This is a genomic window from Marinobacter sp., assembly GCF_035268745.1.
Taxonomy (GTDB): Bacteria; Pseudomonadota; Gammaproteobacteria; order Pseudomonadales; family Oleiphilaceae; genus Marinobacter.
This window is the reverse complement of record NZ_DATFKH010000224.1, coordinates 1-24,762: the sequence shown is the minus strand read 5'-3', so window position 1 is coordinate 24,762 and position 24,762 is coordinate 1. Positions and strand designations below refer to the sequence as shown.

Below are 24,762 nucleotides of genomic sequence, written 5' to 3'. Positions count from 1 at the left end.
CCATGACCCCACTGAAAACCCTGCATATCCTCAACAAGCCACCGGAACACCCTCGTCACGCCGTCTGTCTGAACGCTATCGGACCTGAGGACGGACTGCTGTTGACCGAGAACGGGGTTCTGGCGGTGGTAAAGCCTCTACAGGTAGATGGCGGGCGATGCTTTGTGCTGGAACCTGACCTGGAAGCACGGGGACTGGCCGGGCAGATTGGTGACAATCAGCTTGTCTCATTTGGTGACATGGTGGAACTGGCCGCATCAGCAGCAAACGTCATAAGCTGGTGAATCATGACTGACAATTTTGCAATGCCCGAGCGCAACGACGAAGGATTTCTGGAGAATCAAGACGAGTGGACGCCGAGAATTGCCGAGGCCATCGCCGCTGAAAGCGACATTAACTTATCCAGTAATCATTGGGAAATCATAAGGTTCCTGAGGCTTTTTTATCAGGATTATGAAGTTTCTCCGCCATCCAACCGCCTCTTCGTCAAGGCAGTGAAAGAGCGGTTTGGCGAGGAAAAAGGCAACAGTATTTACCTGATGCAGCTGTTTCCCGGCACACCGGCAAAAACCGCCTGTCGCATTGCCGGGCTGCCCCGGCCCACTAACTGCCTCTGAAGCTGCCAGCGTTCTCTGCCCGGTTTCGCTAACCTGCAAGCCCGTTGAGAACCAGAAACTGCAGAGCACCCGCAAGCAGCCCAAGGACACCGCCTACCAGCATCAGTTGTAGCTCTTCTTCACGAAAAGCAGGCCGCAGGATATCCTGAAATTCCTCAGGGCCCAGCGCTTTCATCTGCTCTGCCAGTGCTTTTGCAACCACCGGCGCCCGTTCATGGTTGAACCTGGGGTCGCTGAATACATCATGGGTCGCCAGCACCGCCTTCTGGTTAATGGCTTTTTTCAGGTCGGTATAGCCGGTCATGCCAACCGTCACCTGTGCCGTCAGCTTCATCACCAGGGAGTGATCCAGCAACGGCCTGAGGTGCTTCTGGATAATGGCGCGGGTCCGGTCGCCATGACGGCCGTCGATCATGGCATCTGCCACCTTCTCTACGGTGATCAGTTCCTCAGCGACAAGTCGGGCCCAGACATCACTGATCTCTGGCTGACGCCTGAGGAACAGCCCCTGTACCCTCCAGAACAGGATACGCCGTGGGCGAAGCGGCCTGAATATCAGATTGATGGCAATCCAGTTGGTCAGAAAACCGACCACAAGACCGGCTACAGGCAACAACCACGGTTCCGGATAGTGTGACCACAGGGGCGCGACAAAAGCGCCCAGAAGGCCACCAATAAGAGCGCCACGGGTGATCACGGAACGCAACTCGGCCGACCCCGCCTGCTGGAAAATACGGTTCATCAGATCCGGATGGGATTCGAGCTCGTGACTGAGGAGTGCCTTGAGGTCTACCAGGTCATTCAGATCATCGCCGAAATCCTCGACCAGGGACTCGATCCGCTTGGGCAATTGTTCCCGGCCCCAGCGGTAAATGCGATTGCGGACGAATAACGGCAGGTTGTCCCAGAGCACCGGTTGAAGTTCGTACATGACTTCGTCGATGTATTCATCCATGCGCGGACCGACCCGCGAGACGATCTGCAGGACAATTTTCTCCGGCTCCAGTTGGCGATAGATCTCGTTAAGGTCGCCAAACCTCCGTAGCGTGCGATCAATGCAGATGTGGGCCATTTTTTCCGCTTTACGGGGAATCACGCCCTGCCAGCCAATAGGACCAAGCCCCACAAACTGTACCGGGTAGAACGACATCTGGATGGCCAGCCAGTTTGTAAACCAGCCGACCAACGCCGCTACCACCGGCACTGAAACAAGCGCTAGATCAACCAAGAGGTGCCCCAGTCAGAGAACAGATCGGTATAATAATACGGATCCCTTAAGCCTGTGTATGCGGCTATCGTGCGCAAAGGCATCAGCATGGGGGGCAACAGTCGAACAGACACAAAAAAGCCGGCACCCGCCGGCTTTTGCTGACTCGAGCTCACCCCATCGGCTTACTGATAGTAAGCGTTTTCCGTGTAGGTATGGTCGGTGACGTCGCGGACAGAAGTGATTTCAGGCACTCGTTCCCGAAGCGTGGTTTCAACGCCCTGCTTGAGAGTGAGACTGACCGCACTGCAACCCTGGCAGCCACCACCGAAGCGAAGAACAGCCACAGACTCATCTGCTACTTCAACAAGGGATACTTCACCGCCGTGCGCAGCCAGGTTTGGATTGATTTCCGAGGCCAGCACATACTGGATACGGTCCGGCAGGGGTGCATCATCATCCACCTTGGGAACCTTGGCATTCGGCGCCTTGATGGTTAGCTGGCCGCCCATCTGGTCCTTGGAGTAGTCGACATAGGCTTCTTCCAGGAAAGGCACGGAATTATGGTCGAGATAAAGCGTGAACTTTTCGAGATCCACCTGTTCGTCGGTTGGCACGATCTCGTTTGGCGGACAGTACGCCAGGCAGGTTTCGGCATTCTTGGTGCCCGGCTGGGTCACGAAAATCCGGACACCCATACCTTCGACGTCCTGTTTTTCGATAAGCTGCGCGAGATAGTCCCGTGCGGGATCTGTCACTGTCACCAAAGCCATAATCACATCCTGAGAGTCTGTTTTATAAAGTACGTATTCTATTTTAAGTGAGTTCGCGCCAACATGAAAGACCAAGTAATTCACTCAGGTTTTCCAGCAGGACGACAAAATGCATTTTTGCTATGATCCGGCGCCTGTCAATCAAACATGAAACCCGGAAGAACCGTTATGACCGATCGTGAAAACCGCCTGGGGCAGCTGTATCAGGCTCTCGAACACCGTATTGTCGTGCTCGATGGCGGTATGGGCACCATGATCCAGAACCTCAAGCTGGACGAGATTGCGTTCCGGGGCGACCGGTTTGCCGACTACGATCACGAAGTCCAGGGTAACAATGACCTGCTGAACCTGACCCAGCCTGCCCTGCTCCGAACCATTCATGCCGACTATCTTGAAGCCGGCGCAGATATTATCGAAACCAATACCTTCAATTCCACCCGCCTGTCCCAGGCCGATTATGGCCTTGAATCCATTGCCGCAGAACTGAATGTGGCCGCTGCCAGGCTGGCCCGGGAGGTCGCCGATGAATTCACTGCGCGTAATCCTGACAAGCCGCGTTTTGTTGCCGGCGCGGTCGGGCCAACGTCGCGCACGGCTTCGATCTCGCCGGACGTCAACCAGCCTGGCTACCGCAATGTCGAATTCCAGACTCTGGTAGACAATTACTACGAGGCTGTTCAAGGGCTGGTGGAGGGCGGATGCGACCTGATCCTGATCGAAACCATTTTCGATACCCTCAATGCCAAGGCCGCGATCTACGGCACCCAGCAATATTTCGAAGACTGCGGCGTTAACCTTCCGATCATGATTTCCGGCACCATCACCGATGCGTCGGGCCGCACTTTGTCCGGCCAGACGACTGAGGCGTTCTGGAATTCAGTCGCCCACGCCAGACCAATTTCCGTCGGCCTGAACTGCGCACTCGGCGCGGATGCTTTGCGCCCATACGTCAACGAGCTGTCGGCGAAAGCGGATACCTATGTCAGTGCCCACCCCAACGCGGGTCTGCCCAATGAATTCGGCGAATACGACCAGACCCCGGAAGAAATGGCCGAAATCATCGAGGGCTTTGCCAGAGACGGCTTCCTGAACATTATCGGGGGCTGCTGCGGTTCGCGGCCTGACCATATTGAAGCGATTGCCAGGGCGGTGGCCAAGTATCCTCCCCGCACAATTCCATCACCCGAACCCGCGCTGCGACTGTCTGGTCTCGAGCCCTTTACCGGCGATCAGAACACCCTGTTTATCAACGTCGGTGAGCGCACTAACGTCACCGGCTCCAAGCGTTTTCTGCGCCTGATCAAGGAAGAACAGTACGAGGAAGCTCTCAGCGTCGCCCGGGACCAGGTCGAAAACGGCGCCCAGATCATCGATATCAACATGGATGAGGGCATGCTGGATTCCCGGGAGGTCATGGAGACCTACCTGAAACTGGTGGCTTCAGAGCCCGATATTTCCCGGGTTCCGTTGATGATCGATTCCTCGAAATGGGAAGTCATCGAGGCCGGCCTGCGCTGTATTCAGGGCAAGGCGGTGGTGAACTCCATCAGCCTGAAAGAAGGCGAGGAAGAGTTCCTCAAGCGGGCGAACGACTGCCTGCGCTATGGTGCTGCCGTGGTGGTTATGGCATTCGACGAAGATGGCCAGGCCGATACCTTCGAACGTAAAACCCAGATCTGCAAACGCTCCTACAACCTGCTTGTGCGCAAGGGTTTCAACCCTTCCGACATCATTTTCGACCCCAACATTTTCGCCATTGCCACCGGTATTGAGGAGCACAACAACTACGCGGTGGATTTTATCAATGCCAGCCGCTGGATCCGTGACAATCTGCCCCACGCTTCGATTTCCGGCGGTGTGAGCAACGTGTCTTTTTCGTTCCGGGGCAACGATGCCGTGCGTGAGGCCATTCACTCCGTGTTCCTCTACCACGCCATCAAGGCCGGCATGAACATGGGCATAGTAAACCCCGGCCAACTGGTGATCTACGACGACATTGATCCGGAGCTGAAAGAACTGGTTGAAGACGTGGTGCTGAACCGCCGGGACGACGCCACAGATCGCCTGCTGGAAATCGCCGAGCGTTATCGCGGCAAGGGTGGCAAAACCCAGGAAGAGGACCTTGCCTGGCGCGAATGGCCCGTTGAAAAGCGACTGGAGCATGCGCTGGTCAAGGGCATCACCGGCTATATTGTCGACGACACCGAAGCCTGCCGCCTGCGTGCCGAGCACCCGATCGAGGTCATCGAAGGGCCGCTGATGGACGGCATGAACGTGGTCGGCGACCTGTTCGGCGACGGCAAGATGTTTCTGCCCCAGGTAGTGAAAAGTGCCCGCGTGATGAAGCAGGCGGTAGCTCATCTGATTCCCTTCATCGAAGCCGAAAAATCCGAGGGTCAGAAGGCAAAAGGCAGGATACTGATGGCGACGGTAAAAGGCGATGTCCATGACATCGGCAAGAATATCGTTGGCGTGGTGCTGCAGTGCAATAACTACGAAGTGATCGACATGGGCGTCATGGTGCCCTGCGACAAGATCCTCGATCGGGCCATAAAAGAAGATGTCGATATCATCGGTCTCAGCGGCCTGATTACTCCGTCTCTGGATGAAATGGTTCACGTGGCAAAGGAAATGCAGCGGCTGAATTTCAATATTCCACTGATGATTGGCGGTGCCACTACTTCCAAGGCCCACACGGCGGTAAAAATTGAACCCCAGTACAGCAACGATATTTCGCTTTACGTCTCGGATGCCTCGCGCTGCGTTAACGTGGCGTCGCAGTTGCTGAGCAAAACCGGCAAGACCAAACTGGTTGAAGACACCCGAACCGAGTACGAGGCCGTCCGTGAACGTCGCAAGAATCGCGGTGAACGGACCAGGCTGGTTTCCCTCAAGGAAGCCCGCGCTCGCGCGCCAGAGATTTCATTTGCAGGCTACCAGCCGCCGAAGCCGGCGTTCACCGGTGTCAGGACCTTCGAAACCTACGACCTGGCGGCGCTGGAGAAGTACATTGACTGGTCACCCTTCTTCGTTTCCTGGGATATTGCCGGCAAGTACCCGGCGATTTTTGATGATCCGAAACGGGGTGCTGCTGCCAGGAGCCTGTTCGAGGACGGCCAGCAGATTCTGCGCCGGATGATTGACGACGGGCGGGTCTCTGCAAAGGCCGTCATCGGCTTCTGGCCTGCCAACCGCAGGGGTGACGATATCGTGTTGTACACCGATGAATCCCGTACCGAAGAGTTGACCATACTTCACCACCTGCGCCAGCAGGACGAAAAATCGAAGGGCAAGTCGATGGCGGCGCTGTCGGATTTCGTGGCGCCGGAGCACGAGGGCCCCGCCGATTACGTTGGCGGCTTCGCAGTCACGACCGGCATTGGCGCCGAAGAGTTCTCGCTGGAATTCAAGGACCGCAACGATGATTACAACGCCATCATGGTGAAAGCGCTGGCTGACCGGCTGGCCGAGGCCTTCGCTGAGTGCATGCACGAGCGGGTCCGGAAGGAGTTCTGGGGTTATGCCGGTGAAGAGCAGCTTGGCAACGATGACCTCATTCGCGAGCGTTACCGCGGCATCCGTCCAGCCCCCGGCTACCCCGCCTGCCCCGACCACACCGAGAAAGCGACGCTGTTCAGGCTGCTTGATGCCCCCGCAAATGCAGGCATCGAGCTGACCGAGCATTTTGCCATGTATCCTTCAGCCGCTGTTTCGGGCTGGTATTTTTCCCATCCGGAATCAAAATATTTTGCGGTTGGCAAGATTGGCGCGGACCAGGTGGAAGACTACGCTGCACGCAAGGGAATTTCGAAAGCCGATGCCGAGCGCTGGCTGGCACCCAGTCTGGCCTACGACCCGGCGGAATAATGAGGATTGAGAAAATGAACAGCGGCAACAACGAGCGACCAGATACCCGCCCCGGCCGCCGCAAAGGCCCCGGGGTATTGAAGATACTTCAGAGTGTTCTCGCCGGCGCCCTTGGCGTACAGTCTGACAAACGCCGTCATGAAGACTTCTCGAGCCACAGTCCGTGGCCCTATATCATCGCCGGGATTATTTTCACCGCCGGCTTTGTGGTGACCCTGATCGTGGTTGTGAAACTGGTACTGGCAGGTCAGTAACCTACTGGCCCGCCACCCAGAAAACGGCAGCGGCAACGGCAAGCACTACCAGCAGAACGGCAGCAACGGCATCGGCCTGGCTGTCAGAGGTAGCAGATTTTTTCATGACCATTCTCCCTGTAAGTAGTTGTGAGTTGTTTGATTCAAACAATCCCTGCACTGATATTATGCGCCAATCTATGTGTTTGGAAGCCGGGAGTCTACTCCTTTATAGCGGATTCTGGCAGAACCTTTATCGCTAAAATCGATTAACATATTTAGAAATAATCATTTTAAGAATAACGGAGCGATGATATTCTGCCGCCAAGATAGCACACAGCTCCGGTTTTCAGTTCTTTATCAGGACAACCCACACTATGTACGTTTACGACAAGCACGATCGGCAGATAACCGCCGAGCGGGTTGAACAATTCCGGGACCAGACCAGGCGCGCCCTGGCTGGCGACCTGGCCGAAGACGAGTTTCTGCCTTTAAGGTTACAGAATGGCCTTTACGTTCAGCGTCTGGCGCCCATGCTACGCATTGCCGTTCCCTATGGCATGCTGCGGTCGAACCAGCTGCGCAGACTGGCCCGGATCACCCGTGATTACGATAAAGGCTATGCCCACTTCACAACCCGTCAGAACGTGCAATTGAACTGGCCCGCGGTGGCAGACGTTCCGGATATTCTGGCTGAGCTTGCAGAGGTCGAAATGCATGCCAACCAGACCAGTGGTAACTGCATCCGTAATACCACAACGGACCAGTTTTCCGGAGTCCAGGCAGACGAGATTGCCGACCCCCGTCCCTACTGCGAAATTATTCGCCAGTGGTCGACCTTTCACCCTGAATTCGCGTTTCTGCCCCGCAAGTTCAAAGTTGCCGTGAACGCGTCCGAGCACAGTGACCGCGCCGCCATTCAGGTCCACGACATTGGCCTGCAGCTGGTTCGCAATGGCCGCGGCGAGCTGGGCTTCCGGGTTCACGTTGGTGGCGGTCTGGGCCGCACCCCCATGGTCGGCCCCGTTATTCGCGAATACCTGCCGGAGAAAGATCTGCTGACCTATCTTGAAGCGGTGTTGCGGGTATACAACCGCTACGGCCGTCGGGACAACAAGTTCAAGGCACGCATCAAGATTCTGGTTAAGGCGCTGACGCCGGAAGGTTTTGCTGAAAAGGTTGAGGCAGAGTGGGCGCACATCAAGGACTCCCCCACCCAACTGACCGATGAGGCAATCGCGAAGTTCCAGACCTACTTTACCGAGCCGGCCTATGAGGAGGTTCCCGACGCTGCGGACAGGCTGGCAACCCAACGCTTTGAAAACCGGGCATTTGACCAGTGGATCGCCAACAACGTGGATACCCACAAAAAGCCCGGTTACGCCATTGTCACGCTGACCATGAAAAAGACCGGCACGCCCCCCGGCGATGTCAGCGACCGGCAGCTCGAGCAGATCGCGGACCTGGCGGATGAATACAGTTTTGGCGAGGCTCGTGTTACCCATCAGCAGAATGCAGTGCTGGCCGATGTACGCCAGGACCGACTGTATGAGCTCTGGCAAATGATCCGGCCGATGGGCTTTGCCACGGCCAACCTGAACAAGCTGACCGATGTCATCTGTTGCCCCGGCGGCGATTACTGCTCCCTGGCAAATGCCAAATCGATTCCGGTAGCGGAAGCCATCCAGCGTAAATTTGAAGACCTGGATTATCTTTACGACATCGGCGACCTGGACCTGAACATTTCGGGCTGTATGAACGCCTGTGGTCACCATCATGTCGGCAATATCGGCGTACTGGGCGTGGACAAGAAAGGCCAGGAGTTCTACCAGATCAGTCTGGGTGGTTCGTCCCATCATGACGCAGCAATCGGCAAGATTCTTGGTCCGTCCTTCGCGCGGGATGACATGCCTGAGGTCATCAAGAGCATTATTGATGTCTACGTGGACAACCGCACCCGGGAAGAAGCCTTTCTGGACACCTATCACCGTATCGGGATTGATCCCTTCAAGGAGCGGGTTTATGCCTGAAGTCATCACTGCAGACGGCAGTATCATTAATGATGATTGGGTGGTTGTAGAGCGCCCGGCAGAAGGAGAGTCGCTGGATCTGCCTGATCAGCCTGCGCTGATACCTGCAGACCTCTGGCTGGCTGGCAAAGAGCATTATGAAGGCCGCAGTGATGTTGGCGTCTGGTTCGACAGCCATCAGGAGCCGGAAATTCTGGAAGGCGTGGTCAACGAACTGGGTGTGATTGCCGTCAATTTTCCCAAGTTTGCCGACGGCCGTGGTTACAGCATCGCCCGTTTGCTGCGCGAGCGGCTTGGATATGAAAACGAACTACGGGCGATCGGCGACGTCTTGCTGGATCAGCTTCAGTTCATGAAGCGGTGCGGATTTGACCGCTTTGTCCTGCGGGCGGACAAGAACGCCGGTGAAGCCGTCCGGTGTCTGAACTTTTTCAGCCTGGGCTATCAGGCGGCAACGGACACCGATATTCCGCTTTTTCGCCGCCGCGCCTCCTGATTCATTGGCGAAGAACCGAACCAGGCCGCTGATTTCAGCGGCTGTGGTCGAGCACGATTTTGCCCGAGGAATTACCCTTCAGAAAGGCGTCCAGTGCGTCCTTCAGCTCTGCCCGGCCTATATCCCTGGCTGATGCTTCGGTGGCGGGACAGGCCCAGTCACCGGACAGATGGTCCCAGACCCGCTGTTTTTCTGTCATCGGAATTTCCACAGAATCAACGCCCAGCAGGTTGTTGCCCCTGAGAATGAAAGGCAGCACCGTGGTTTCCAGCTGAGGCCCGGCAACCAGCCCGCAGCAGGAAACCGAACCCCCCGGCAGGATCTGCTTGAGCATTTCCGCCAGCGGTCCGCCGCCCACGGTGTCAACGCCATTGGCAAATAATGGTTTCAGCATGGGTTTTTTCGTGGCTTCAAGCGCATCCCGACCCAGCACCTCGGCGGCACCCAGCTTTTCAAGGTTGCCAGCATGTTCGACCTTGCCGCTGACGGCGACAACCTCAAAACCGAGTCGTGAAAGGATTTCTACAGCGACGGTGCCGACGGCACCGCTGGCGCCGCTGACCACCACTTTGCCCTGTTCCGGTGTTGCACCCATGGTCAACAGCTTGGTCACACACAGGCCGGCAGTAAGCCCCGCGGTGCCGTAAATCATCGCCGTTCGTGCATCCCAGCCAGCCGGCATGGGCACAACCCAGGAGGCAGGAACGCGAATGTACTCACCAAATCCACCGTCTGTGTTCATGCCCAGGTCATAACCGGTAACCAGCACCTTGTCGCCGGCTGAAAACGACCCGGCGGAAGCTTCCACTACCTCGCCGGCCGCATCAATACCCGGGGTGTGGGGAAATTCCCTGGTCACGCCCTTGTTGCCGGAGGCTGACAACGCATCCTTATAGTTCAGGGAGGAATGGGTAACCCTGATCAGCACCTCATGGTCAGGCAAGTCGGAAATCTTCAGCGTTTGTTCCGAGCCAACATACTCACCGTTCGACTCCTCTACACGCCAGGCTCTGAATTCGGTTGTGTCTGTCATGATGGTTCCCTGTTGCCGTTGGCTTTACTGGATTTTCTGGTCCCGCAACGCACCAATGATGCGCCACACCGTATGTTCCAGTGCCGCGCTGGTAGCCAGCCCCAGCTTTTCTGGCAGCGTGCGTTTGCGCTGGTAAGACACCGAGATTACATCTGCCCGCTCGCAGGCTTCAATGAGATATTCGTCGGAGGTCTTGATTTCATCGATCAGATTCACCTCAAGGGCACGACGACCGAACCAGATATCGCCGTTGGCCACCGCAGACATATCCAGGGCCGGACGGCGTTCACTGACGTAATCCTTGAACAGACCATGGGTGTCTTCGAGGTCCTCGAGAAACTTTGCTCGACCTTTGTCGGTATTTTCCCCGAACAGTGTCAGAGTCCGTTTGTGCTCCCCGGCTGTCAGCACCTCAAAGTCCACATTGTTTTTCTTCAGCAACCGGTGGAAGTTCGGTAGCTGGGCGACAACGCCGATAGAGCCCAGAATAGCGAAAGGAGAAGCGACTATCCGATCGGCCACGCACGCCATCATATAGCCACCACTGGCTGCCACTTTATCAACACAGGCCGTCAGGCTGAGGCCTTTGGCGCGGATGCGATCCAGTTGCGCCGCTGCAAGACCGTAGGAATGAACCATGCCACCACCACTTTCAAGGCGCACCACAACCTCATCCTTCGCCGGATCTGCAACGCTGAGCACAGCGGTTATTGCACGCCTTAGCGGGTCAGTGTCACTGGCCTTGATATCGCCGTTAAAATCCAGAACGAAAACCCGGGCACCCTGCTCCGGCTGTTCATCACCGGCTTTCTTGTGCGAGGCCTTCTCCTCTTTCTGCCTGCTCTTTTCTTTCTTTTTCAGTAGTTTATGCCAAATTTTTCGTTCCCCGTCCGAAAGCAGCTTGGCCTGCAGATGTTCACGGAGCTTGCGATATTTTTCGTTAAGTTTTCGCACCTTCAGCTCGCCTTCCTCGCTGGCATCGCCCCTGTCTCTCTGGGCCGCTGCGGCAATCACCGAAATAATGACAACAAGAGCCACCACCAGGGTCGCGGTTTTAGCAATGAACAGTCCGAAATCGGTCAGGAATTCCAAGGTACTTCTCCAGTATCAGGCTTTATTAGAATATTGAGCTCAAGCGCCCGATTGTAACCGAGGTGGACACGGGTACAAGTCGGTCTGGGCGTTAAAGGGCGTGTCCGGGGGTTCTCCGTCATTTAAACAAGCGTTCGATCAAGGTTGACAGTGGTTTTCTGTCAGCCTAAAGTCGTAGGCCCAGCTCGGCTCCACGTGCGCCAATACCAATTATGTAAAAGGGTAAAATAATGTCCGTAGCTCAGGTATTTGACAAACTCGAACACAATTTCAACGCTGACGCAGCCCAGGGTCTGGATCTGGTATTCCAGTTCGAGATTGAGGATGACAAAACCTATCACCTGGTGATCAAGGATGGAACCTGCACCAAGGCTGAAGGCGCGCACGAAGACCCTTCCGTCACCCTGATCATGAATTCAGAGACGCTCAAGGGCATTGTGTCCGGCGAAACGGATGGCATGCAGGCCTTCATGGCAGGCCAGCTCCGGGCTGAAGGCGACATGATGCTGGCAACCAAGCTCGGCGAGCTGTTTGATATGGGCTGATCACCGGGCCTGAAATCACCAGGACAACCCTGCTTCGGGCCACGGAGCAGGGTTTTTATTATCCTGTCCGTCCCGCTTAGAGCCCGGCATCGTCCATAGAGGTTTCCGCCAACTGTAACAGCTCCATATTGCGCTCCTCCCTGCGACCGACACTCTCAATGTAATACTCCAGTGACGTCAGGCCATCGGCCAGCGCCTCCAGGACCTGGGGAGCGGGTGGCTCCTTGGAATCCAGCAGGCGATTCTGGATCGACTGGGCAACCCGGTCAAAAACCCTCGCAGCCTCCGGATCATCCAGCATATGCAGGCCGCCCCAGATACTGTGGAGGGTTGCTGGCAGATTGGCCAGGTGCAGCTTGTCATACTCCGACTCAATGAACGCCGTTATAGCCCTTTTCGCCAATGTCAGTGCGCTTTTGGCCTCATCGGCTACAACATAGGTGGCTTCCCGCAGATACAGGGATTCCTCGTGAGTCTGGCGGCCATTGGCAAGTGCGTCGGTTTCAGAAGTGATACCACGAGTCACAATCTGCAGAACCGCATCTTCGATACCCAGGACCGAATCCGCCAGCAGGTAAAGTTCGTTTTCACCCGGCAGGCGGTCTTCCGCTTCCCACTGCCGGAGTTTTACGGCCTCGCTCCGGGCCATGGCTGCAAGCTGGTTCAGGTCCAGCATCACCAGGGTATTGGACAGCCGCTCCAGCGAATTGGTGATCGAGCTAAGTTCGGCCAGATCGGGTTCGATACCACGCTCGATGATATCCAGCTTGTCCTTGAGCTGGTTCAGCTCATCCTGCAACGCGGTAGACAGGGATTGCAGAACATCGAGACCCGGTCCATAAAGGCGGCGGGCGTGAGCTTCCAGCATGCTGTCGGGAAACTCGGTGGGCGCCAGCCCGAATGCGTTCAGGACCGAGACAACCTCGGGGTTGGCCGAACCGCTACGATACAGCAGATACACCAGTTCCCGGACCAGTGAGTCAGGGGCGGTCTTTGCAGTGGCAGTCCTGCCGACATAGACGACTTCACGGGAATATTTCTCAACCTGCACCAACAGGCGTTTACGGGCCTTGTTGAAACTCATGGCACGATCCAGCATGGCGTCAGCAACCATCGCCACCAGACACCACATCTGACCCATTGGTTCGCCGTGACAGAGCCTCACAAAACCCCGGGCCGAACGGCTGAAAAGCTTTTTGCTGACTATCCCGTTTTTTTCCCGCAGCATACTCAGCAGACCCACCTGGAATGTCAGGCGCATACGCCGGGCCAGAACTTCGTACTCAGCTTCATTGCCTTCAAAGGGTTCCAGCTTCAGGCTGCCGCAAAAATCCGGACGTTCGGCGACATCGACATCAAAAAAACACGATTCGGGATACGGCTTCTCCCGGCGCGCCTCGCGCAGGTCATTGATAACCGGCAGAAGCAGCTCGGGGTGATCAGCGCGCTGCTGATGGTAATACTCGACATACCGTCGGAGGATGAACAACGCACTGTTGAGGGTGGTAAGCAGGATGTTCTTGTCATCATTGGCGCCAACAGGGACGGTGTTGGCCATGGTAACCGCTTCTTCACACAGCAGGGTTCCGGCACGCAGTTCGACCAGCATGAAAATGCCACGAAGCTGGTTCAGATAATCGACGCAATTCTGCAGGTCCCCGCCCCGTTCGCGATTTTCCTGAAAGCGTTCGAGACTGGATTCAGCGTTTTTTATGGTCAGTTCGATCTCGTTTTTCACGAGATCGAAGGACTGTGATTTCGTCGCCATTGACGATTGAACCATAAACGCTACCTGTTATTTTTTTGCGGATACTACCACGCCCTGAAACTCGCGTTCTGCCCATTACTTATAACACAAAACTCAAGTAGCTCAAGAAGGTGAAAATGTAACAGTAGGTGACTTGATATTACGGTTTGAGCCGGCTCCAGACCGTATCGCCGGCCTTGTCTGCCAGCACCGCCATGAATTCATCGTGGGCGGCGGCCTCTTCATCACTGGCGGTGATAACCGGCAGGGAGAGCCGGTCCTGTGCCACCCGGCGCACGCCCACTCCACCACCGGCCAGATCGCTGTTTGCATCCAGCGAAAGCGCGGTCTGGCCGCCGGTCAGCAGCAGATATACATCCGCCAGTATTTCTGCGTCCAGCAGCGCGCCGTGCAATTCCCGGCTACTGTTATCGACACCGTAACGCTTGCACAGCGCATCAAGACTGTTTTTCTGACCCGGGTGTTTTTTGCGGGCAATGGCCAGAGAATCGATAACGCCACAGTGTTCCGTGGTCTTTCTTTTCGGCTTCAGGCGGGCAAACTCGGCATCCATAAAGCCCACGTCAAACGCCGCATTATGAATGACCAGCTCCGCGCCCCGGATAAATTCGAAAAACTCGTCGGCAACCTCTGCGAACACGGGTTTGTCAGCCAGAAATTCGTTGGTAATGCCGTGGATCGTGATGGCCTCGGCTTCTACCTCGCGCTCGGGGTTGATATAGACATGGTAATGATGCCCCGTCAATTGCCGCTCCATCAGTTCCACACAACCGATTTCAATAACCCGGTGGCCATCGGACGGATCGATACCGGTGGTCTCGGTGTCGAGCACTATCTGTCTCATACTGTCGGTCTCATCATTGGTTCATTGCGGATGCGCTCAGGCGTTAATCGATTCTTCAACACCTTTATTGGCCAGTTCGTCTGCCAGCTCGTTGCCAGGATTACCGGCGTGCCCTTTCACCCAGTGCCAGTTCACTGAATGTCGTGCGACTTCTTCATCAAGCTGACGCCAGAGATCCTCGTTCTTGACCGGCTTTTTCGCAGCTGTCTTCCAGCCGTTCTGTTTCCAGCGGTGCATCCACTCGGTGATACCTTTACGGACATACTGGGAGTCGGTATAGAGTTCTACCTCACAGGAACGCTTGAGTGTTTTCAGTCCCCGGATGGCCGCCATCAATTCCATCCGGTTATTGGTGGTGTCCGCCTCACCGCCATGCAACAGCTTTCTGGCATTACGGTAATTCAGCACTGCACCCCAGCCACCGGGTCCCGGGTTACCCCTGCAGGCTCCGTCGGTATAAAGGATCACCTTCTCCGTCATCGCAAGTCTCTCCTTTATTCCCCACAACAGCTCTTCTCGGAGTAGCCGCGCGACGCGCCAACGGCGCCTCTGGCCGGCAAAGAGATCACCTTCTGGCTGCGCCAGGCGGGTTTGCGTGGCAACCTCGAGTAAACCCGTTTTTTGGCAAGGATACAGTAATAGGCCCCGAGGGGAACCAACCGGTTAGCGCACAGGCGTTCCAGAATACCCCGACCTTCGCCAAGCGCCGAGGCCTGCAGCGGCGTCTTGAAAAAGCCGGACTCAACGGACTCGACCGAGAAATTCAGCAGCCGTAGCCAGTCCTCCATCCGTGACTTGAGCAGGAAGCGTCCACCCCAGGGCCCGGCGGGATACCTCGACACCAGGCGCCGCAACCCCCAGAGCCCCATCGGGTTAAAGCCAATCAGCAGAATCGAGCCTTCTCCGCGCAATACTCTGGACGCCTCTCTCAGCGCCTGGTGCGGATAGGGTGAAAAGTCCACAGTATGATGAAGAATGACCAGATCCATGGAATCACCGGGAAACGGCAGTTCATCAGCGTCGCATACCGCGACACCGTCCGGCATCCGGTCCTGCCAGTCCGGAGTGGTGAGAATTCGCTGGGAAAAATCCGTACCGGTGGCAAGCGGCAACCGGTGGCTCAGCGCAACATGAAGCTGCCGGGCACCGGTCAGTGGCCGGGTCAGGCGATCCACCTGCGTACGCTGGTCGGCAAGCAGCGCCTGCCCCAGCGGAGTCTGGAACCAGTCCTCGAAACTGCTGTGTCGCGCAGTGAAGTCAATCCGGTCAACCCGAGCCATGGCTGTATTCCTTGCAGGGCCCCGGCATAAAGTTGGGGCAGCAGAGTTATTGTTTTATCATAACAGTCACATTCCGACTGCACATGGATAAAACAATGCTGACGATGACACCGATTCCCGCCTTCAGCGATAACTACATCTGGTGCCTGGCTAACAGTGAAGACGGCAAAGCACTGATTGTCGACCCTGGCCAGGCCGACCCGGTTATAAAGCACCTTGAGACCCAGGGGCTGCAGCTGGATACCATACTGGTTACCCACCACCATCCTGATCATACCGGTGGCATCCGCAAACTCGCCTCGCTCAACCCGGGCTGTCGGATCGTGGGGCCGGCAGAGTCACCGTTCAAAGAGGTTACCGAAACTGTCAGCGCCGGGAACACCGTGGCCTGGCAGGACTTCGTGTTTACCGTTCTGCGGGTGCCGGGCCATACCCTGGATCACATTGCCTTCTACTCGGACACCAGGGTCAATGACCGCCCGGTGCTTTTTTGTGGTGACACGCTTTTTGTCTGTGGCTGTGGCCGGCTTTTTGAAGGCACGCCGGCGCAGATGAAGCAGTCTCTGGAATCCCTGAGGCAGTTGCCCGACAGCACGGGCGTTTACTGTGCTCACGAATACACCCTTGCCAATCTCAGATTTGCCCGCCACTGGCTGCCGGATGATTCCGGCCTCGAAGCTTTTGAAGCCCGATGCCAGCAACTGCGCGATGAAGGAAAGCCCACGGTGCCGTCCACGATCGGCGATGAAAAGGCGCTGAACCCGTTCCTGCGCTGGGACGACAGCAGCGTGACCGATTCCGCCCGGCAGTACGCCGGTGCCAACGGCCTGACCTGCGTCACTGACGAAGACATATTCGCCGTGACACGGCACGGCAAGGACAACTTCTGACCGATGTCCGGTTGTTTGTGTCCATCATGTAACATAAGGCCGGTTGACCGCTCAGAACCGGTTCCCATAGACTTTGATCCCCAGCCATGCGGACGTTTTACTATGCGTATTAAACACCTGTCGACCCTGTTTTTCGTCGGTGCTCTAGTCAGCGGATGTCAGATGCTTCCCTCGCTTCAGCAGGATCCCCGGGACGAGGTTCTCGATTCCCGGGAACTGAGTGTTGCCGCTGGTGATGAGGGCCTGAAAGAAGCGGTTGAGAGCGGAACAGACGCCCAGCAGGAAGAAGCCATAAAGGCGACCCGGACGAAACTCGATGACGCCATTGAACCGTCCATGCAGAAAACGGCTCAGGATGCCCGCGAAAGGCTGGATACGCCGGCCCAGTACCTTGTCGCCACGGCCGGCTCTGCCCCGGGAAAGGAAGCGGTACCTGAAGAGATGAAAGCGCCGGCCCCGGATTTCTGGGCTCGTCTGCGCAAGGGCTTCTCCCTCAACCACGATGTTGACGAGAGGCGCGTCCAGTCCCAGCTGAACTGGTACAAATCCCACCCCAGCTACATTGACCGCGTCGTCGAACGTGGCGGCCGGTATCTTTACTATATCCTCAACGAAGCCGAAAAACGCCAGTTGCCCACCGAACTGGTGCTGCTGCCGGTTGTTGAAAGCGCATTCGACCCGTTCGCCTATTCCCATGGCAGGGCGGCCGGTCTCTGGCAGTTCATACCCTCAACAGGCAAGTATTTTGGCCTGACCCAGAGTTGGTGGCATGACGAGCGGCGGGACGTGGTTGCCGCCACCGACGCGGCATTCAATTACCTCCAGCGTCTTGCCAACCGTTTCGATGGCGATTACATGCTGGCGCTTGCAGCCTACAACAGTGGCGGAGGCACCGTTAACAGCGCAATGCGCAAGAACCGCAACCGCAACCGCCCGACTGATTTCTGGTCACTGGACCTGCCGCGAGAGACCCGGGATTACGCCCCGAAGCTCATCGCCCTGGCCAAGATTTTTGCCGATCCCGCCAGGTACGGTATTGAGCTGCCACCGCTCAAGAATGAGCCCTACTTCGAGATAGTTGATACCGGCTCGCAGATTGATCTTGCGCAGGCCGCCCGGCTTGCCGAAGTCGACATTGACGAAATCTATCTGCTGAACCCTTCCTTCAACCGCTGGGCAACCTCACCGGAGGGCCCCCATCGCCTGCTGGTGCCGGTGCAGAATGCAGATACTTTCCGGGCCGCCCTTGCCGACGTCAGCCCGGCCGAACGGGTATCCTGGCACAGCTACGAGGTCAGCTCCGGAGATACCCTCGGCTCCATCGCCCTGCGTTACAGCACCACGCCTTCGGTAATCCAGCAGGTGAACAATCTGAACAGCCACATCATCCGGATCGGCCAGCGCCTGATGATACCGTCTGCCAGCCAGGATGCCGGGGCCTACAGCCTGAGTGCGGCCGAGCGCCTGAGCCGCAAGCAGGAGCGCGCAGGCGAGAAAAACGGCGGAAAACGGGTGGATTATACCGTCCGCCCCGGCGATACCTTCTGGGACATCGCCCGCGAGCACAAAGTCAGTGTCCGCCAGCTGTCTTCCTGGAACGGAATGGCCCCGGGCGATCCATTGATGCCTGGTCAGGAACTGGCCATCTGGTCAAAATCACCCCAGGCGACCACATTGGCCAGTGCCCGGGTGTCTGACATCAGAGGTGATGATGGCATGGTCAGAAAGGTCGGCTACCGGGTCCGCAAAGGCGACTCCCTGTCCCGTATCGCCAGCCGTTTCGCGGTCAATGTAAGCGACATCGCGAGCTGGAACAACCTGAATACCGCCCGTTATCTTCAGCCCGGGCAAAGTCTGGTACTCTACGTCGACATCAGAAACAGCCCCTGAGCCTCTAACCTGAACGCGCGAGCCCTATGACAGACCTTCACAAAGCCTCAAAGTACTGTGCCCTCATGTTTCTCATGGTACTGGCCACGCCAGTTGCCGCGGCAGTTGAAGCAAGGCATGGGCTGGCCATGCACGGCGACGTAAAATACCCGGAGGGTTTCAGCCACTTCGATTACGTCAACCCGGACGCGCCCAAGGGCGGAGAGCTCCGCAGGGCCGTTGTCGCCAACGGTTATGATTCGTTCAACCCCTTTGTCGCCAGGGGAATTGCCGGTGCGGATATCGAGACCTACCTTTACGACACGCTGCTTGCATCCTCCGACGATGAGCCCTTCTCGGTTTATGGCCTGATTGCCGAGACCATCGAGACCCCTGAAGACCGTAGCTATGTCATCTATAACCTGCGGGAGGAGGCACGGTTCCAGGACGGCGAACCCATTACCGCCGAAGACGTCAAGTTCTCGTTCGAGCTGCTGACCGAAGACGGCCACCCCCGCTATCGCAGCTACTATCAGGATGTCAGCAAGGTTACCGTTGAAGGTCCACGACGGGTACGCTTCGATTTTTCCGGGACCGTGAACCGCGAGCTTCCGCTGATTCTGGGGCAGTTGCCGATTCTGCCCAGCCATTACTGGCAAGACCGGACTTTTGGCGACAACGGTCTCGACCGGCCAGTCGGTAGCGGCCCCTATCGCCTTGGCAAGTTTGAAGCCGGCCGCTCCATCAGCTTTGAGCGGGTAAAAGATTACTGGGCCCGGGATCTGGGTCCGCGCAAGGGGCGGTTCAACTTCGACACCATCACCTATGAATACTACACCGATGACACGGTAGCGCTGGAATCCTTCCGCGCCGGTAACTACGACTTCCGGGTCGAATCCCAGGCCAAAAACTGGGCAACCGCCTACACCGGAGAGGTGTTTGCCACCGGAAAGGTCAAGACCGAAGCCATCGAGCATGATCGTCCGGCCGGCATGCAGGCTTTCGTCTACAACACCCGCAGAGAAGTCTTCAAGGACCCGGCGGTACGTCGTGCCCTCGCCTACGGCTTCGATTTCCAGTGGGCCAACAAGAACCTGTTTTTCGGGCAATACACCCGCACCAACAGTTACTTCGAAAACAGCGAACTTGCCTCCTCCGGGCTTCCTGAAGGCCGTGAGCTTGAAATCCTGGAGCCCTATCGCGATCAGCTGCCGGAAGCGGTGTTCACCCGCCAATACCAGCCACCCTCAACGGCCGGCGACCGCACCATGCGGGACAATCTGCGGGAGGCGCTGACCCAGCTCAGGGCAGCGGGTTATGTTATCGAAAACGGCACCATGATCAACAAGACCACGGGCGAGCCCCTGAGTTTCGAGGTCATGCTGTTTCAGAAAACCTTCGAGCGGGTGATTCTGCCCTTCAAGAACAACCTCAAAAAGCTCGGTATCGAGGTTGCTGTCCGGCTGGTGGATTCCAATCAGTACGCTCAACGCTGGCGTACCCGGGACTTCGACATGACGGTCGGGGTATTTCCCCAGTCTGATTCGCCTGGCAACGAACAGCGCGGCTACTGGCACTCATCCTCGGCAGATGTGGACGCAACCCGTAATCTTGCGGGTGTCAGCGATCCCGTGATCGATGAGCTGGTGGAGTACCTGATTGGTGCTCCGAGTCGCGAGGAGCTTGTCTATCGGACCCGGGCGCTGGACCGGGTCCTGCTGCATGACCACTACGTGATTCCGAACTGGTTCCTGGCCAGCGACCGTATCGCGTACTGGTCCTTCCTGAAAAGGCCGGACGCCGTTCCCAAAAACGGAGCGGATGTAAACAACTGGTGGGTCGAACGCTGATCAATGCGATCCTTAATGTCGCCCATGATCTCAAGCCAGCCTGACCGTACCACCCGGGAGCGCCTGTAGATGGGCAGCTATATCCTCAGACGTCTTGCGCTGATCATTCCCACCCTGATCGGAATCATGCTGCTGAACTTTGTCATTGTTCAGGCGGCGCCCGGGGGCCCCGTGGAACAGATGATCTCCGAGGTCGAAGGCTTCGGTGGTAATACCCTCGCTCGCGCCAGCGGCGGTGGCTCCGGTGGAGAAGTGGCGTCAGGGGGCGACAGCCGGGGATCGAGAGGGCTACCGCCGGAACTGCTGAAAGAAATCGAAGAGATGTACGGTTTTGACAGGCCCGCCCACGAACGTTTTCTGAAAATGCTCGGGGACTACGCTACCTTTGATTTTGGCGAATCCTTCTATCGCCAGCGCACGGTCCTGGAACTGATCGTCGACAAGATGCCGGTTTCCATCTCGCTGGGGCTGTGGTCAACACTGATCATCTATCTCATTTCCATTCCACTGGGTGTGCGCAAAGCGGTCTCGGACGGGTCCCGCTTTGATGTCTGGACCAGTTCCGCCATCGTCATCGGCTACGCCATTCCGGGTTTCCTGTTCGCCATCCTGCTGATCGTGCTGTTTGCCGGTGGCAGTTATTTCGACTGGTTTCCCCTCCGGGGCCTGACCTCATCCAATTTTGACGAGATGACCTGGTACCAGCAGATCGGTGACTACTTCTGGCACCTGGCGCTGCCGGTAACCGCCAACGTCATTGGTGGCTTTGCCACCCTGACACTGCTGACCAAAAACTCGTTTCTGGACGAGATCGGTAAGCAGTATGTGGTGACTGCCCGCGCCAAGGGCCTGGAAGAAAAGCAGGTGCTGTACGGGCATGTCTTCCGCAACGCCATGCTGATTGTGATCGCCAGCCTTCCGGGTGTTCTGGTGTCGCTGTTTTTTACCGGTTCGCTGCTGATCGAAGTTATTTTCTCCCTGGACGGCCTCGGCCTCCTGGGTTTTGAGGCAGCACTGAACCGGGACTACCCGGTGGTCTTCGGCACCCTTTACATTTTCACCCTGATGGGTCTGGTGCTGAAGCTGATCAGCGACATCACCTATGTGCTGGTAGACCCGCGCATTGATTTTGAAAGCCGGGAGGGTGCATGACCCTGACCCCGATCCAGCAGCGCCGCCTGCGGAATTTTCGCAACAACCGGCGCGGATTCTGGTCGCTGTGGGTATTTCTGGCGCTATTCGGCCTGTCACTGTGTGCCGAACTGATTGCCAACGACAAACCCCTGGTCGTGTCCTATCAGGATGAGCTGTATTTTCCCGTGGTTGAAAAGGTGTCCGAAGAAACCTTTGGCGGCTTCCTGCCCACCGAGGCCGATTACCGGGATTCCTTCGTATCAGACGCCATCGAGGCGGACGGCTGGATGATCTGGCCCCCCATCCGCTTCAGTTACAACACCACCAATTACGATCTGGACGTGCCCTCACCGGCTCCGCCCAGCGCGGTGAACTGGATCGGCACAGACGACCAGGGCCGGGATGTGGCCGCACGGGTTATTTACGGCTTTCGTATTTCAGTGCTTTTCGGCCTGATTCTCACCATCCTGAGCTGCATTGTGGGCGTGGTCGTCGGCGCGATTCAGGGGTTTTACGGCGGCAAGGTGGATCTTATCGGACAGCGGTTTATCGAGATCTGGTCCGGCCTGCCCGTGCTGTTCCTGTTGATTATCCTTTCCAGCATTGTCCAGCCCAATTTCTGGTGGCTGCTGGGCATCATGCTGCTGTTCAGCTGGATGGGGCTGGTGGATGTGGTCCGGGCGGAATTCCTGCGGGCGCGCAACTTCGAGTATGTGAAGGCCGCCCGCGCCCTGGGCCTGGGTAACCGCAAAATCATGTTCCGGCACATTCTGCCCAACGCCATGGTCGCCACCCTGACGTTTCTGCCGTTTATCCTGACCGGCGCGATCACCGGCCTGACCTCACTGGATTTCCTCGGGTTTGGTCTGCCCTCAGGCTCGCCCTCGCTGGGCGAACTGATCGCCCAGGGCAAGGCCAACCTGCACGCTCCCTGGCTGGGTATCTCCGCATTCGTGTCGCTGTCGATCATGCTGACACTGCTGGTCTTTGTCGGAGAAGCCGTCCGCGATGCCTTTGACCCGAGAAAGAACTGATATGTCGCCATTGCTGCAAGTCAACAATCTGTCGATCACCTTTGACGGCACGGTCAGGGCCGTAGACGGGCTGTCGTTTGCCATCAGTGAAAGCCAGACCCTTGCCCTGGTCGGTGAAAGTGGCTCCGGTAAATCGGTATCGGCGCTGTCTGTCCTGCGATTGCTCGATGAGCGTCATGCCGGCTACCCCACCGGCAGCATCGTTTTCCGGGGTGAGAACATGCTGTCGATCAGCGCCAGACGCCTGAGGCAGATTCGCGGCCAGAAAATCAGCATGATTTTTCAGGAGCCCATGACCTCCCTGAATCCGCTTCACACGGTCGAGAAGCAGATCAGCGAGACCCTGGCTCTTCACCGCGGCCTGAGAGACGCCCAGGCCCGCAAGCGCTGCATTGAACTCCTTGAACTGGTGGGGATACCGGAGCCGGAAAAACGCCTGGCAAGCTATCCCCATCAGCTTTCCGGGGGCCAGAAGCAACGGGTAATGATTGCCATGGCCCTGGCCAACGAACCGGATCTGCTGATTGCCGATGAACCCACCACGGCGCTGGATGTGACCGTCCAGAAACAGGTGCTGGAACTGCTGCGGGATCTGCAGCAGAAACTGGGCATGGCCATCCTGCTGATTACTCACGACCTGTCCATTGTGCGCCGCTACGCTGATCAGGTGGTGGTGATGGAAAAGGGTAAAGTGGTTGAAACCGCTGCTACCGAAACGCTGTTCCAGAGCCCACAACATCCCTACACCCGTAAACTTCTGGATGCCGAGCCGCCCGCTTCACCCGCCGTGACTCATATCAAGCAGGAGCCGCTGCTGGAAGTAAAAGATCTCGATGTCCGGTTCACCACCAGACGCTCACTGTTTGGCAGACCCAAAGCCTGGTTCCAGGCCGTTGATAAAACCAGCTTTGCCCTGAATCGCGGCGAAACCCTGGGTATTGTCGGCGAAAGCGGCAGCGGCAAAACCACCATCGGCCACGCGCTGCTGAAACTCACCCCCTGCACCGGCTCCATCCGCCTGTCAGGCAAGGAACTGGGGCCGCTGAACCAGAAACAGTTCCGCTCCTGCCGGCGCCAGATCCAGATCGTGTTTCAGGACCCTTTCGGCAGCCTGAGCCCGCGCATGTCGGTGGCTGAAATTGTACGGGAAGGCCTGGAGATTCACCTGCCGGCAACGCCGGAAGAACAGGACCGACTGGTCATTCAGGCCCTGACCGACGTGGGGCTGGACCCGGAGGCCCGGCACCGTTATCCCCACGAATTCTCCGGCGGCCAGCGCCAGCGTATCGCCATTGCCCGCGCCCTGGTGCTGCAGCCGGAACTGATCATCCTCGACGAGCCCACCTCGGCGCTCGACCGCACGGTCCAGAAACAGGTTATTAACCTGCTGCGGGATCTGCAGGACAAATATGGTCTAAGCTATGTGTTTATCAGCCATGACCTGGCCGTCGTGCGGGCGCTCAGTCATAAGCTGCTGGTGCTCAAAAACGGCCGTATCGTCGAATACGGGGATGCCTCGGATATTTTCCTGAGGCCAAAGCACGAATACACCAGAGAGCTGCTGAGCGCGGCGCTGTTTTATAGCTAGGTATGAAGAGTAAGCGCACAGGGACGTATTCACAGCGTGTTCTGGAAAGCCCTTTACGCTTGCGACAGCAAAGATTATGAACTACGACCAATTGAGCGTTACTTACCAGAAACCGGTTCAGGGATAATGCCCTGAACTGCACTAGAGGGAGAATCATTATGGGGTTACTCAGCGGCAAACGGGCCTTGATTGTTGGCGTTGCCAGCAAACTTTCCATTGCCCATGGCATCGCCGAAGCATTTCATCAGCAAGGCGCCGAACTGGCGCTCACTTACCAGAATGAAAAGCTTAAGCCCCGCGTCGCACAGTTTGCCGAGGGCTGGGGCAGCGAACTCATTTTCCCCTGCGATGTGGCCAGTGATGATGAAATTGAAAACCTGTTTACCGAGCTGAACAAACACTGGGACAACATCGATATCATTGTGCATTCGGTCGGTTTTGCCCCGGGTGACCAGCTTGACGGCAACTATGTGGATGTGACCACCCGTGAGGGTTTCAGGATTGCCCACGATATCAGTTCCTACAGCTTCGTGGCGCTGGCCAAGGCCGGCAAGTCAATGTTGCATGAAAACAGCTCTCTGCTGACCCTCAGCTACCTCGGAGCCGAAAAAG

The 24,762-nt window shown here is 57.1% G+C and carries 22 protein-coding genes; 14 read left to right on the top strand and 8 right to left on the bottom strand.

The window, feature by feature from the left end; genetic code table 11:
• The first annotated feature begins 2 nt into the window (after positions 1-2).
• Both tusB and VJ956_RS14715 read left to right on the top strand, forming a co-directional pair.
• Positions 3-284, top strand: coding sequence for a sulfurtransferase complex subunit TusB (gene tusB / locus VJ956_RS14720; protein ID WP_324085798.1), 282 nt, complete (start codon positions 3-5; stop codon positions 282-284).
• Positions 285-287: 3 nt separating this feature from the next.
• A complete protein-coding gene (locus VJ956_RS14715) occupies positions 288-617 on the top strand; it encodes a TusE/DsrC/DsvC family sulfur relay protein (RefSeq protein ID WP_324085797.1) in 330 nt (109 codons plus the stop codon).
• A gap of 28 nt (positions 618-645) precedes the next feature.
• On the opposite strand, the gene VJ956_RS14710 is transcribed toward VJ956_RS14715, so the two are convergent.
• Together VJ956_RS14710 and nfuA are read right to left on the bottom strand one after the other, a co-directional pair.
• On the bottom strand, positions 646-1,845 hold the full coding sequence (locus VJ956_RS14710) for a hypothetical protein (RefSeq protein WP_324085796.1): 1,200 nt from the start codon (positions 1,843-1,845) through the stop codon (positions 646-648).
• Between the two features lie 164 nt (positions 1,846-2,009).
• Positions 2,010-2,597, bottom strand: coding sequence for a Fe-S biogenesis protein NfuA (gene nfuA / locus VJ956_RS14705; protein WP_324085795.1), 588 nt, complete (start codon positions 2,595-2,597; stop codon positions 2,010-2,012).
• Positions 2,598-2,765: 168 nt separating this feature from the next.
• Here nfuA and metH point away from each other — a divergent pair, with 168 nt between their 5' ends.
• The 4 genes from metH to VJ956_RS14685 all read left to right on the top strand — a co-directional run bounded on the left by metH (position 2,766) and on the right by VJ956_RS14685 (position 9,223).
• Positions 2,766-6,464, top strand: a complete 3,699-nt coding sequence (gene metH, locus VJ956_RS14700) for a methionine synthase (protein WP_324085794.1) — start codon at positions 2,766-2,768, stop codon at positions 6,462-6,464.
• A 14-nt stretch (positions 6,465-6,478) separates the two neighbouring features.
• On the top strand, positions 6,479-6,718 hold the full coding sequence (locus VJ956_RS14695; protein WP_324085793.1) for a DUF2970 domain-containing protein: 240 nt from the start codon (positions 6,479-6,481) through the stop codon (positions 6,716-6,718).
• 356 nt (positions 6,719-7,074) lie between these two features.
• The gene (locus VJ956_RS14690; RefSeq protein WP_324085792.1) at positions 7,075-8,727 is read left to right on the top strand and encodes a nitrite/sulfite reductase; all 1,653 of its coding nucleotides are present in this window, start codon (positions 7,075-7,077) and stop codon (positions 8,725-8,727) included.
• Entirely contained in the window at positions 8,720-9,223 is a 504-nt protein-coding gene (locus VJ956_RS14685; RefSeq protein ID WP_324085791.1) for a DUF934 domain-containing protein, read from the top strand. Before VJ956_RS14690 ends, VJ956_RS14685 begins: the two co-directional genes overlap by 8 nt.
• A 34-nt stretch (positions 9,224-9,257) precedes the next feature.
• Here VJ956_RS14685 and VJ956_RS14680 read toward each other — a convergent pair whose 3' ends face one another.
• Both VJ956_RS14680 and sohB read right to left on the bottom strand, forming a co-directional pair.
• Positions 9,258-10,256 (bottom strand): YhdH/YhfP family quinone oxidoreductase, encoded by a 999-nt coding sequence (locus VJ956_RS14680; protein ID WP_324085790.1) that lies wholly within the window; start codon positions 10,254-10,256, stop codon positions 9,258-9,260.
• Between the two features lie 24 nt (positions 10,257-10,280).
• Positions 10,281-11,348 carry a protease SohB gene (sohB, locus tag VJ956_RS14675; protein WP_324085789.1) on the bottom strand — a complete coding sequence of 356 codons (1,068 nt, stop codon included), beginning with the start codon at positions 11,346-11,348 and terminating at the stop codon, positions 10,281-10,283.
• A gap of 230 nt (positions 11,349-11,578) precedes the next feature.
• Here sohB and VJ956_RS14670 point away from each other — a divergent pair, with 230 nt between their 5' ends.
• The gene (locus VJ956_RS14670) at positions 11,579-11,893 is read left to right on the top strand and encodes an SCP2 sterol-binding domain-containing protein (RefSeq protein ID WP_324085788.1); all 315 of its coding nucleotides are present in this window, start codon (positions 11,579-11,581) and stop codon (positions 11,891-11,893) included.
• 76 nt (positions 11,894-11,969) lie between these two features.
• Here VJ956_RS14670 and VJ956_RS14665 read toward each other — a convergent pair whose 3' ends face one another.
• The 4 genes from VJ956_RS14665 to VJ956_RS14650 all read right to left on the bottom strand — a co-directional run bounded on the left by VJ956_RS14665 (position 11,970) and on the right by VJ956_RS14650 (position 15,785).
• The gene (locus VJ956_RS14665) at positions 11,970-13,676 is read right to left on the bottom strand and encodes a chemotaxis protein (protein ID WP_324085787.1); all 1,707 of its coding nucleotides are present in this window, start codon (positions 13,674-13,676) and stop codon (positions 11,970-11,972) included.
• 124 nt (positions 13,677-13,800) lie between these two features.
• Positions 13,801-14,505, bottom strand: coding sequence for a DNA polymerase III subunit epsilon (dnaQ, locus tag VJ956_RS14660; RefSeq protein WP_324085786.1), 705 nt, complete (start codon positions 14,503-14,505; stop codon positions 13,801-13,803).
• 36 nt (positions 14,506-14,541) lie between these two features.
• Positions 14,542-14,985 carry a ribonuclease HI gene (rnhA, locus tag VJ956_RS14655; RefSeq protein ID WP_324085785.1) on the bottom strand — a complete coding sequence of 148 codons (444 nt, stop codon included), beginning with the start codon at positions 14,983-14,985 and terminating at the stop codon, positions 14,542-14,544.
• A gap of 14 nt (positions 14,986-14,999) precedes the next feature.
• Positions 15,000-15,785 (bottom strand): class I SAM-dependent methyltransferase, encoded by a 786-nt coding sequence (locus VJ956_RS14650; RefSeq protein ID WP_324085784.1) that lies wholly within the window; start codon positions 15,783-15,785, stop codon positions 15,000-15,002.
• A gap of 95 nt (positions 15,786-15,880) precedes the next feature.
• On the opposite strand from VJ956_RS14650, the gene gloB reads away from it, so the two are divergent.
• The 7 genes from gloB to VJ956_RS14615 form a co-directional block, all read left to right on the top strand.
• Entirely contained in the window at positions 15,881-16,675 is a 795-nt protein-coding gene (gloB, locus tag VJ956_RS14645) for a hydroxyacylglutathione hydrolase (RefSeq protein ID WP_324085783.1), read from the top strand.
• Between the two features lie 102 nt (positions 16,676-16,777).
• Complete coding sequence (locus tag VJ956_RS14640; RefSeq protein WP_324085782.1) at positions 16,778-18,565, top strand: LysM peptidoglycan-binding domain-containing protein; 1,788 nt, start codon at positions 16,778-16,780, stop codon at positions 18,563-18,565.
• Between the two features lie 26 nt (positions 18,566-18,591).
• Positions 18,592-20,394: an extracellular solute-binding protein gene (locus VJ956_RS14635; RefSeq protein WP_324085781.1), complete on the top strand. Its 1,803-nt coding sequence runs from the start codon at positions 18,592-18,594 to the stop codon at positions 20,392-20,394.
• Between the two features lie 69 nt (positions 20,395-20,463).
• Entirely contained in the window at positions 20,464-21,546 is a 1,083-nt protein-coding gene (locus tag VJ956_RS14630) for a microcin C ABC transporter permease YejB (RefSeq protein ID WP_324085780.1), read from the top strand.
• Positions 21,543-22,562, top strand: a complete 1,020-nt coding sequence (locus VJ956_RS14625) for an ABC transporter permease (protein WP_324085779.1) — start codon at positions 21,543-21,545, stop codon at positions 22,560-22,562. Before VJ956_RS14630 ends, VJ956_RS14625 begins: the two co-directional genes overlap by 4 nt.
• A gap of 1 nt (position 22,563) precedes the next feature.
• Complete coding sequence (locus VJ956_RS14620; protein ID WP_324085778.1) at positions 22,564-24,150, top strand: ABC transporter ATP-binding protein; 1,587 nt, start codon at positions 22,564-22,566, stop codon at positions 24,148-24,150.
• Positions 24,151-24,308: 158 nt separating this feature from the next.
• A partial coding sequence (locus tag VJ956_RS14615; RefSeq protein ID WP_324085777.1) for an enoyl-ACP reductase FabI occupies positions 24,309-24,762 on the top strand: 454 nt, incomplete at its 3' end.

Excerpts from the sequence above, each read along its gene's own strand:
- VJ956_RS14640 (WP_324085782.1), top strand. The coding sequence starts at position 16,778 with ATGCGTATTAAACACCTGTCGACCCTGTTTTTCGTCGGTGCTCTAGTC.
- metH (WP_324085794.1), top strand. The coding sequence starts at position 2,766 with ATGACCGATCGTGAAAACCGCCTGGGGCAGCTGTATCAGGCTCTCGAA.
- VJ956_RS14620 (WP_324085778.1), top strand. The coding sequence starts at position 22,564 with ATGTCGCCATTGCTGCAAGTCAACAATCTGTCGATCACCTTTGACGGC.
- rnhA (WP_324085785.1), bottom strand. The coding sequence starts at position 14,985 with ATGACGGAGAAGGTGATCCTTTATACCGACGGAGCCTGCAGGGGTAAC.
- VJ956_RS14695 (WP_324085793.1), top strand. The coding sequence starts at position 6,479 with ATGAACAGCGGCAACAACGAGCGACCAGATACCCGCCCCGGCCGCCGC.
- VJ956_RS14685 (WP_324085791.1), top strand. The coding sequence starts at position 8,720 with ATGCCTGAAGTCATCACTGCAGACGGCAGTATCATTAATGATGATTGG.
- dnaQ (WP_324085786.1), bottom strand. The coding sequence starts at position 14,505 with ATGAGACAGATAGTGCTCGACACCGAGACCACCGGTATCGATCCGTCC.
- VJ956_RS14650 (WP_324085784.1), bottom strand. The coding sequence starts at position 15,785 with ATGGCTCGGGTTGACCGGATTGACTTCACTGCGCGACACAGCAGTTTC.
- VJ956_RS14715 (WP_324085797.1), top strand. The coding sequence starts at position 288 with ATGACTGACAATTTTGCAATGCCCGAGCGCAACGACGAAGGATTTCTG.
- VJ956_RS14680 (WP_324085790.1), bottom strand. The coding sequence starts at position 10,256 with ATGACAGACACAACCGAATTCAGAGCCTGGCGTGTAGAGGAGTCGAAC.
- VJ956_RS14670 (WP_324085788.1), top strand. The coding sequence starts at position 11,579 with ATGTCCGTAGCTCAGGTATTTGACAAACTCGAACACAATTTCAACGCT.
- VJ956_RS14625 (WP_324085779.1), top strand. The coding sequence starts at position 21,543 with ATGACCCTGACCCCGATCCAGCAGCGCCGCCTGCGGAATTTTCGCAAC.
- nfuA (WP_324085795.1), bottom strand. The coding sequence starts at position 2,597 with ATGGCTTTGGTGACAGTGACAGATCCCGCACGGGACTATCTCGCGCAG.
- VJ956_RS14635 (WP_324085781.1), top strand. The coding sequence starts at position 18,592 with ATGACAGACCTTCACAAAGCCTCAAAGTACTGTGCCCTCATGTTTCTC.
- tusB (WP_324085798.1), top strand. The coding sequence starts at position 3 with ATGACCCCACTGAAAACCCTGCATATCCTCAACAAGCCACCGGAACAC.
- VJ956_RS14630 (WP_324085780.1), top strand. The coding sequence starts at position 20,464 with ATGGGCAGCTATATCCTCAGACGTCTTGCGCTGATCATTCCCACCCTG.
- VJ956_RS14665 (WP_324085787.1), bottom strand. The coding sequence starts at position 13,676 with ATGGTTCAATCGTCAATGGCGACGAAATCACAGTCCTTCGATCTCGTG.
- gloB (WP_324085783.1), top strand. The coding sequence starts at position 15,881 with ATGCTGACGATGACACCGATTCCCGCCTTCAGCGATAACTACATCTGG.
- VJ956_RS14690 (WP_324085792.1), top strand. The coding sequence starts at position 7,075 with ATGTACGTTTACGACAAGCACGATCGGCAGATAACCGCCGAGCGGGTT.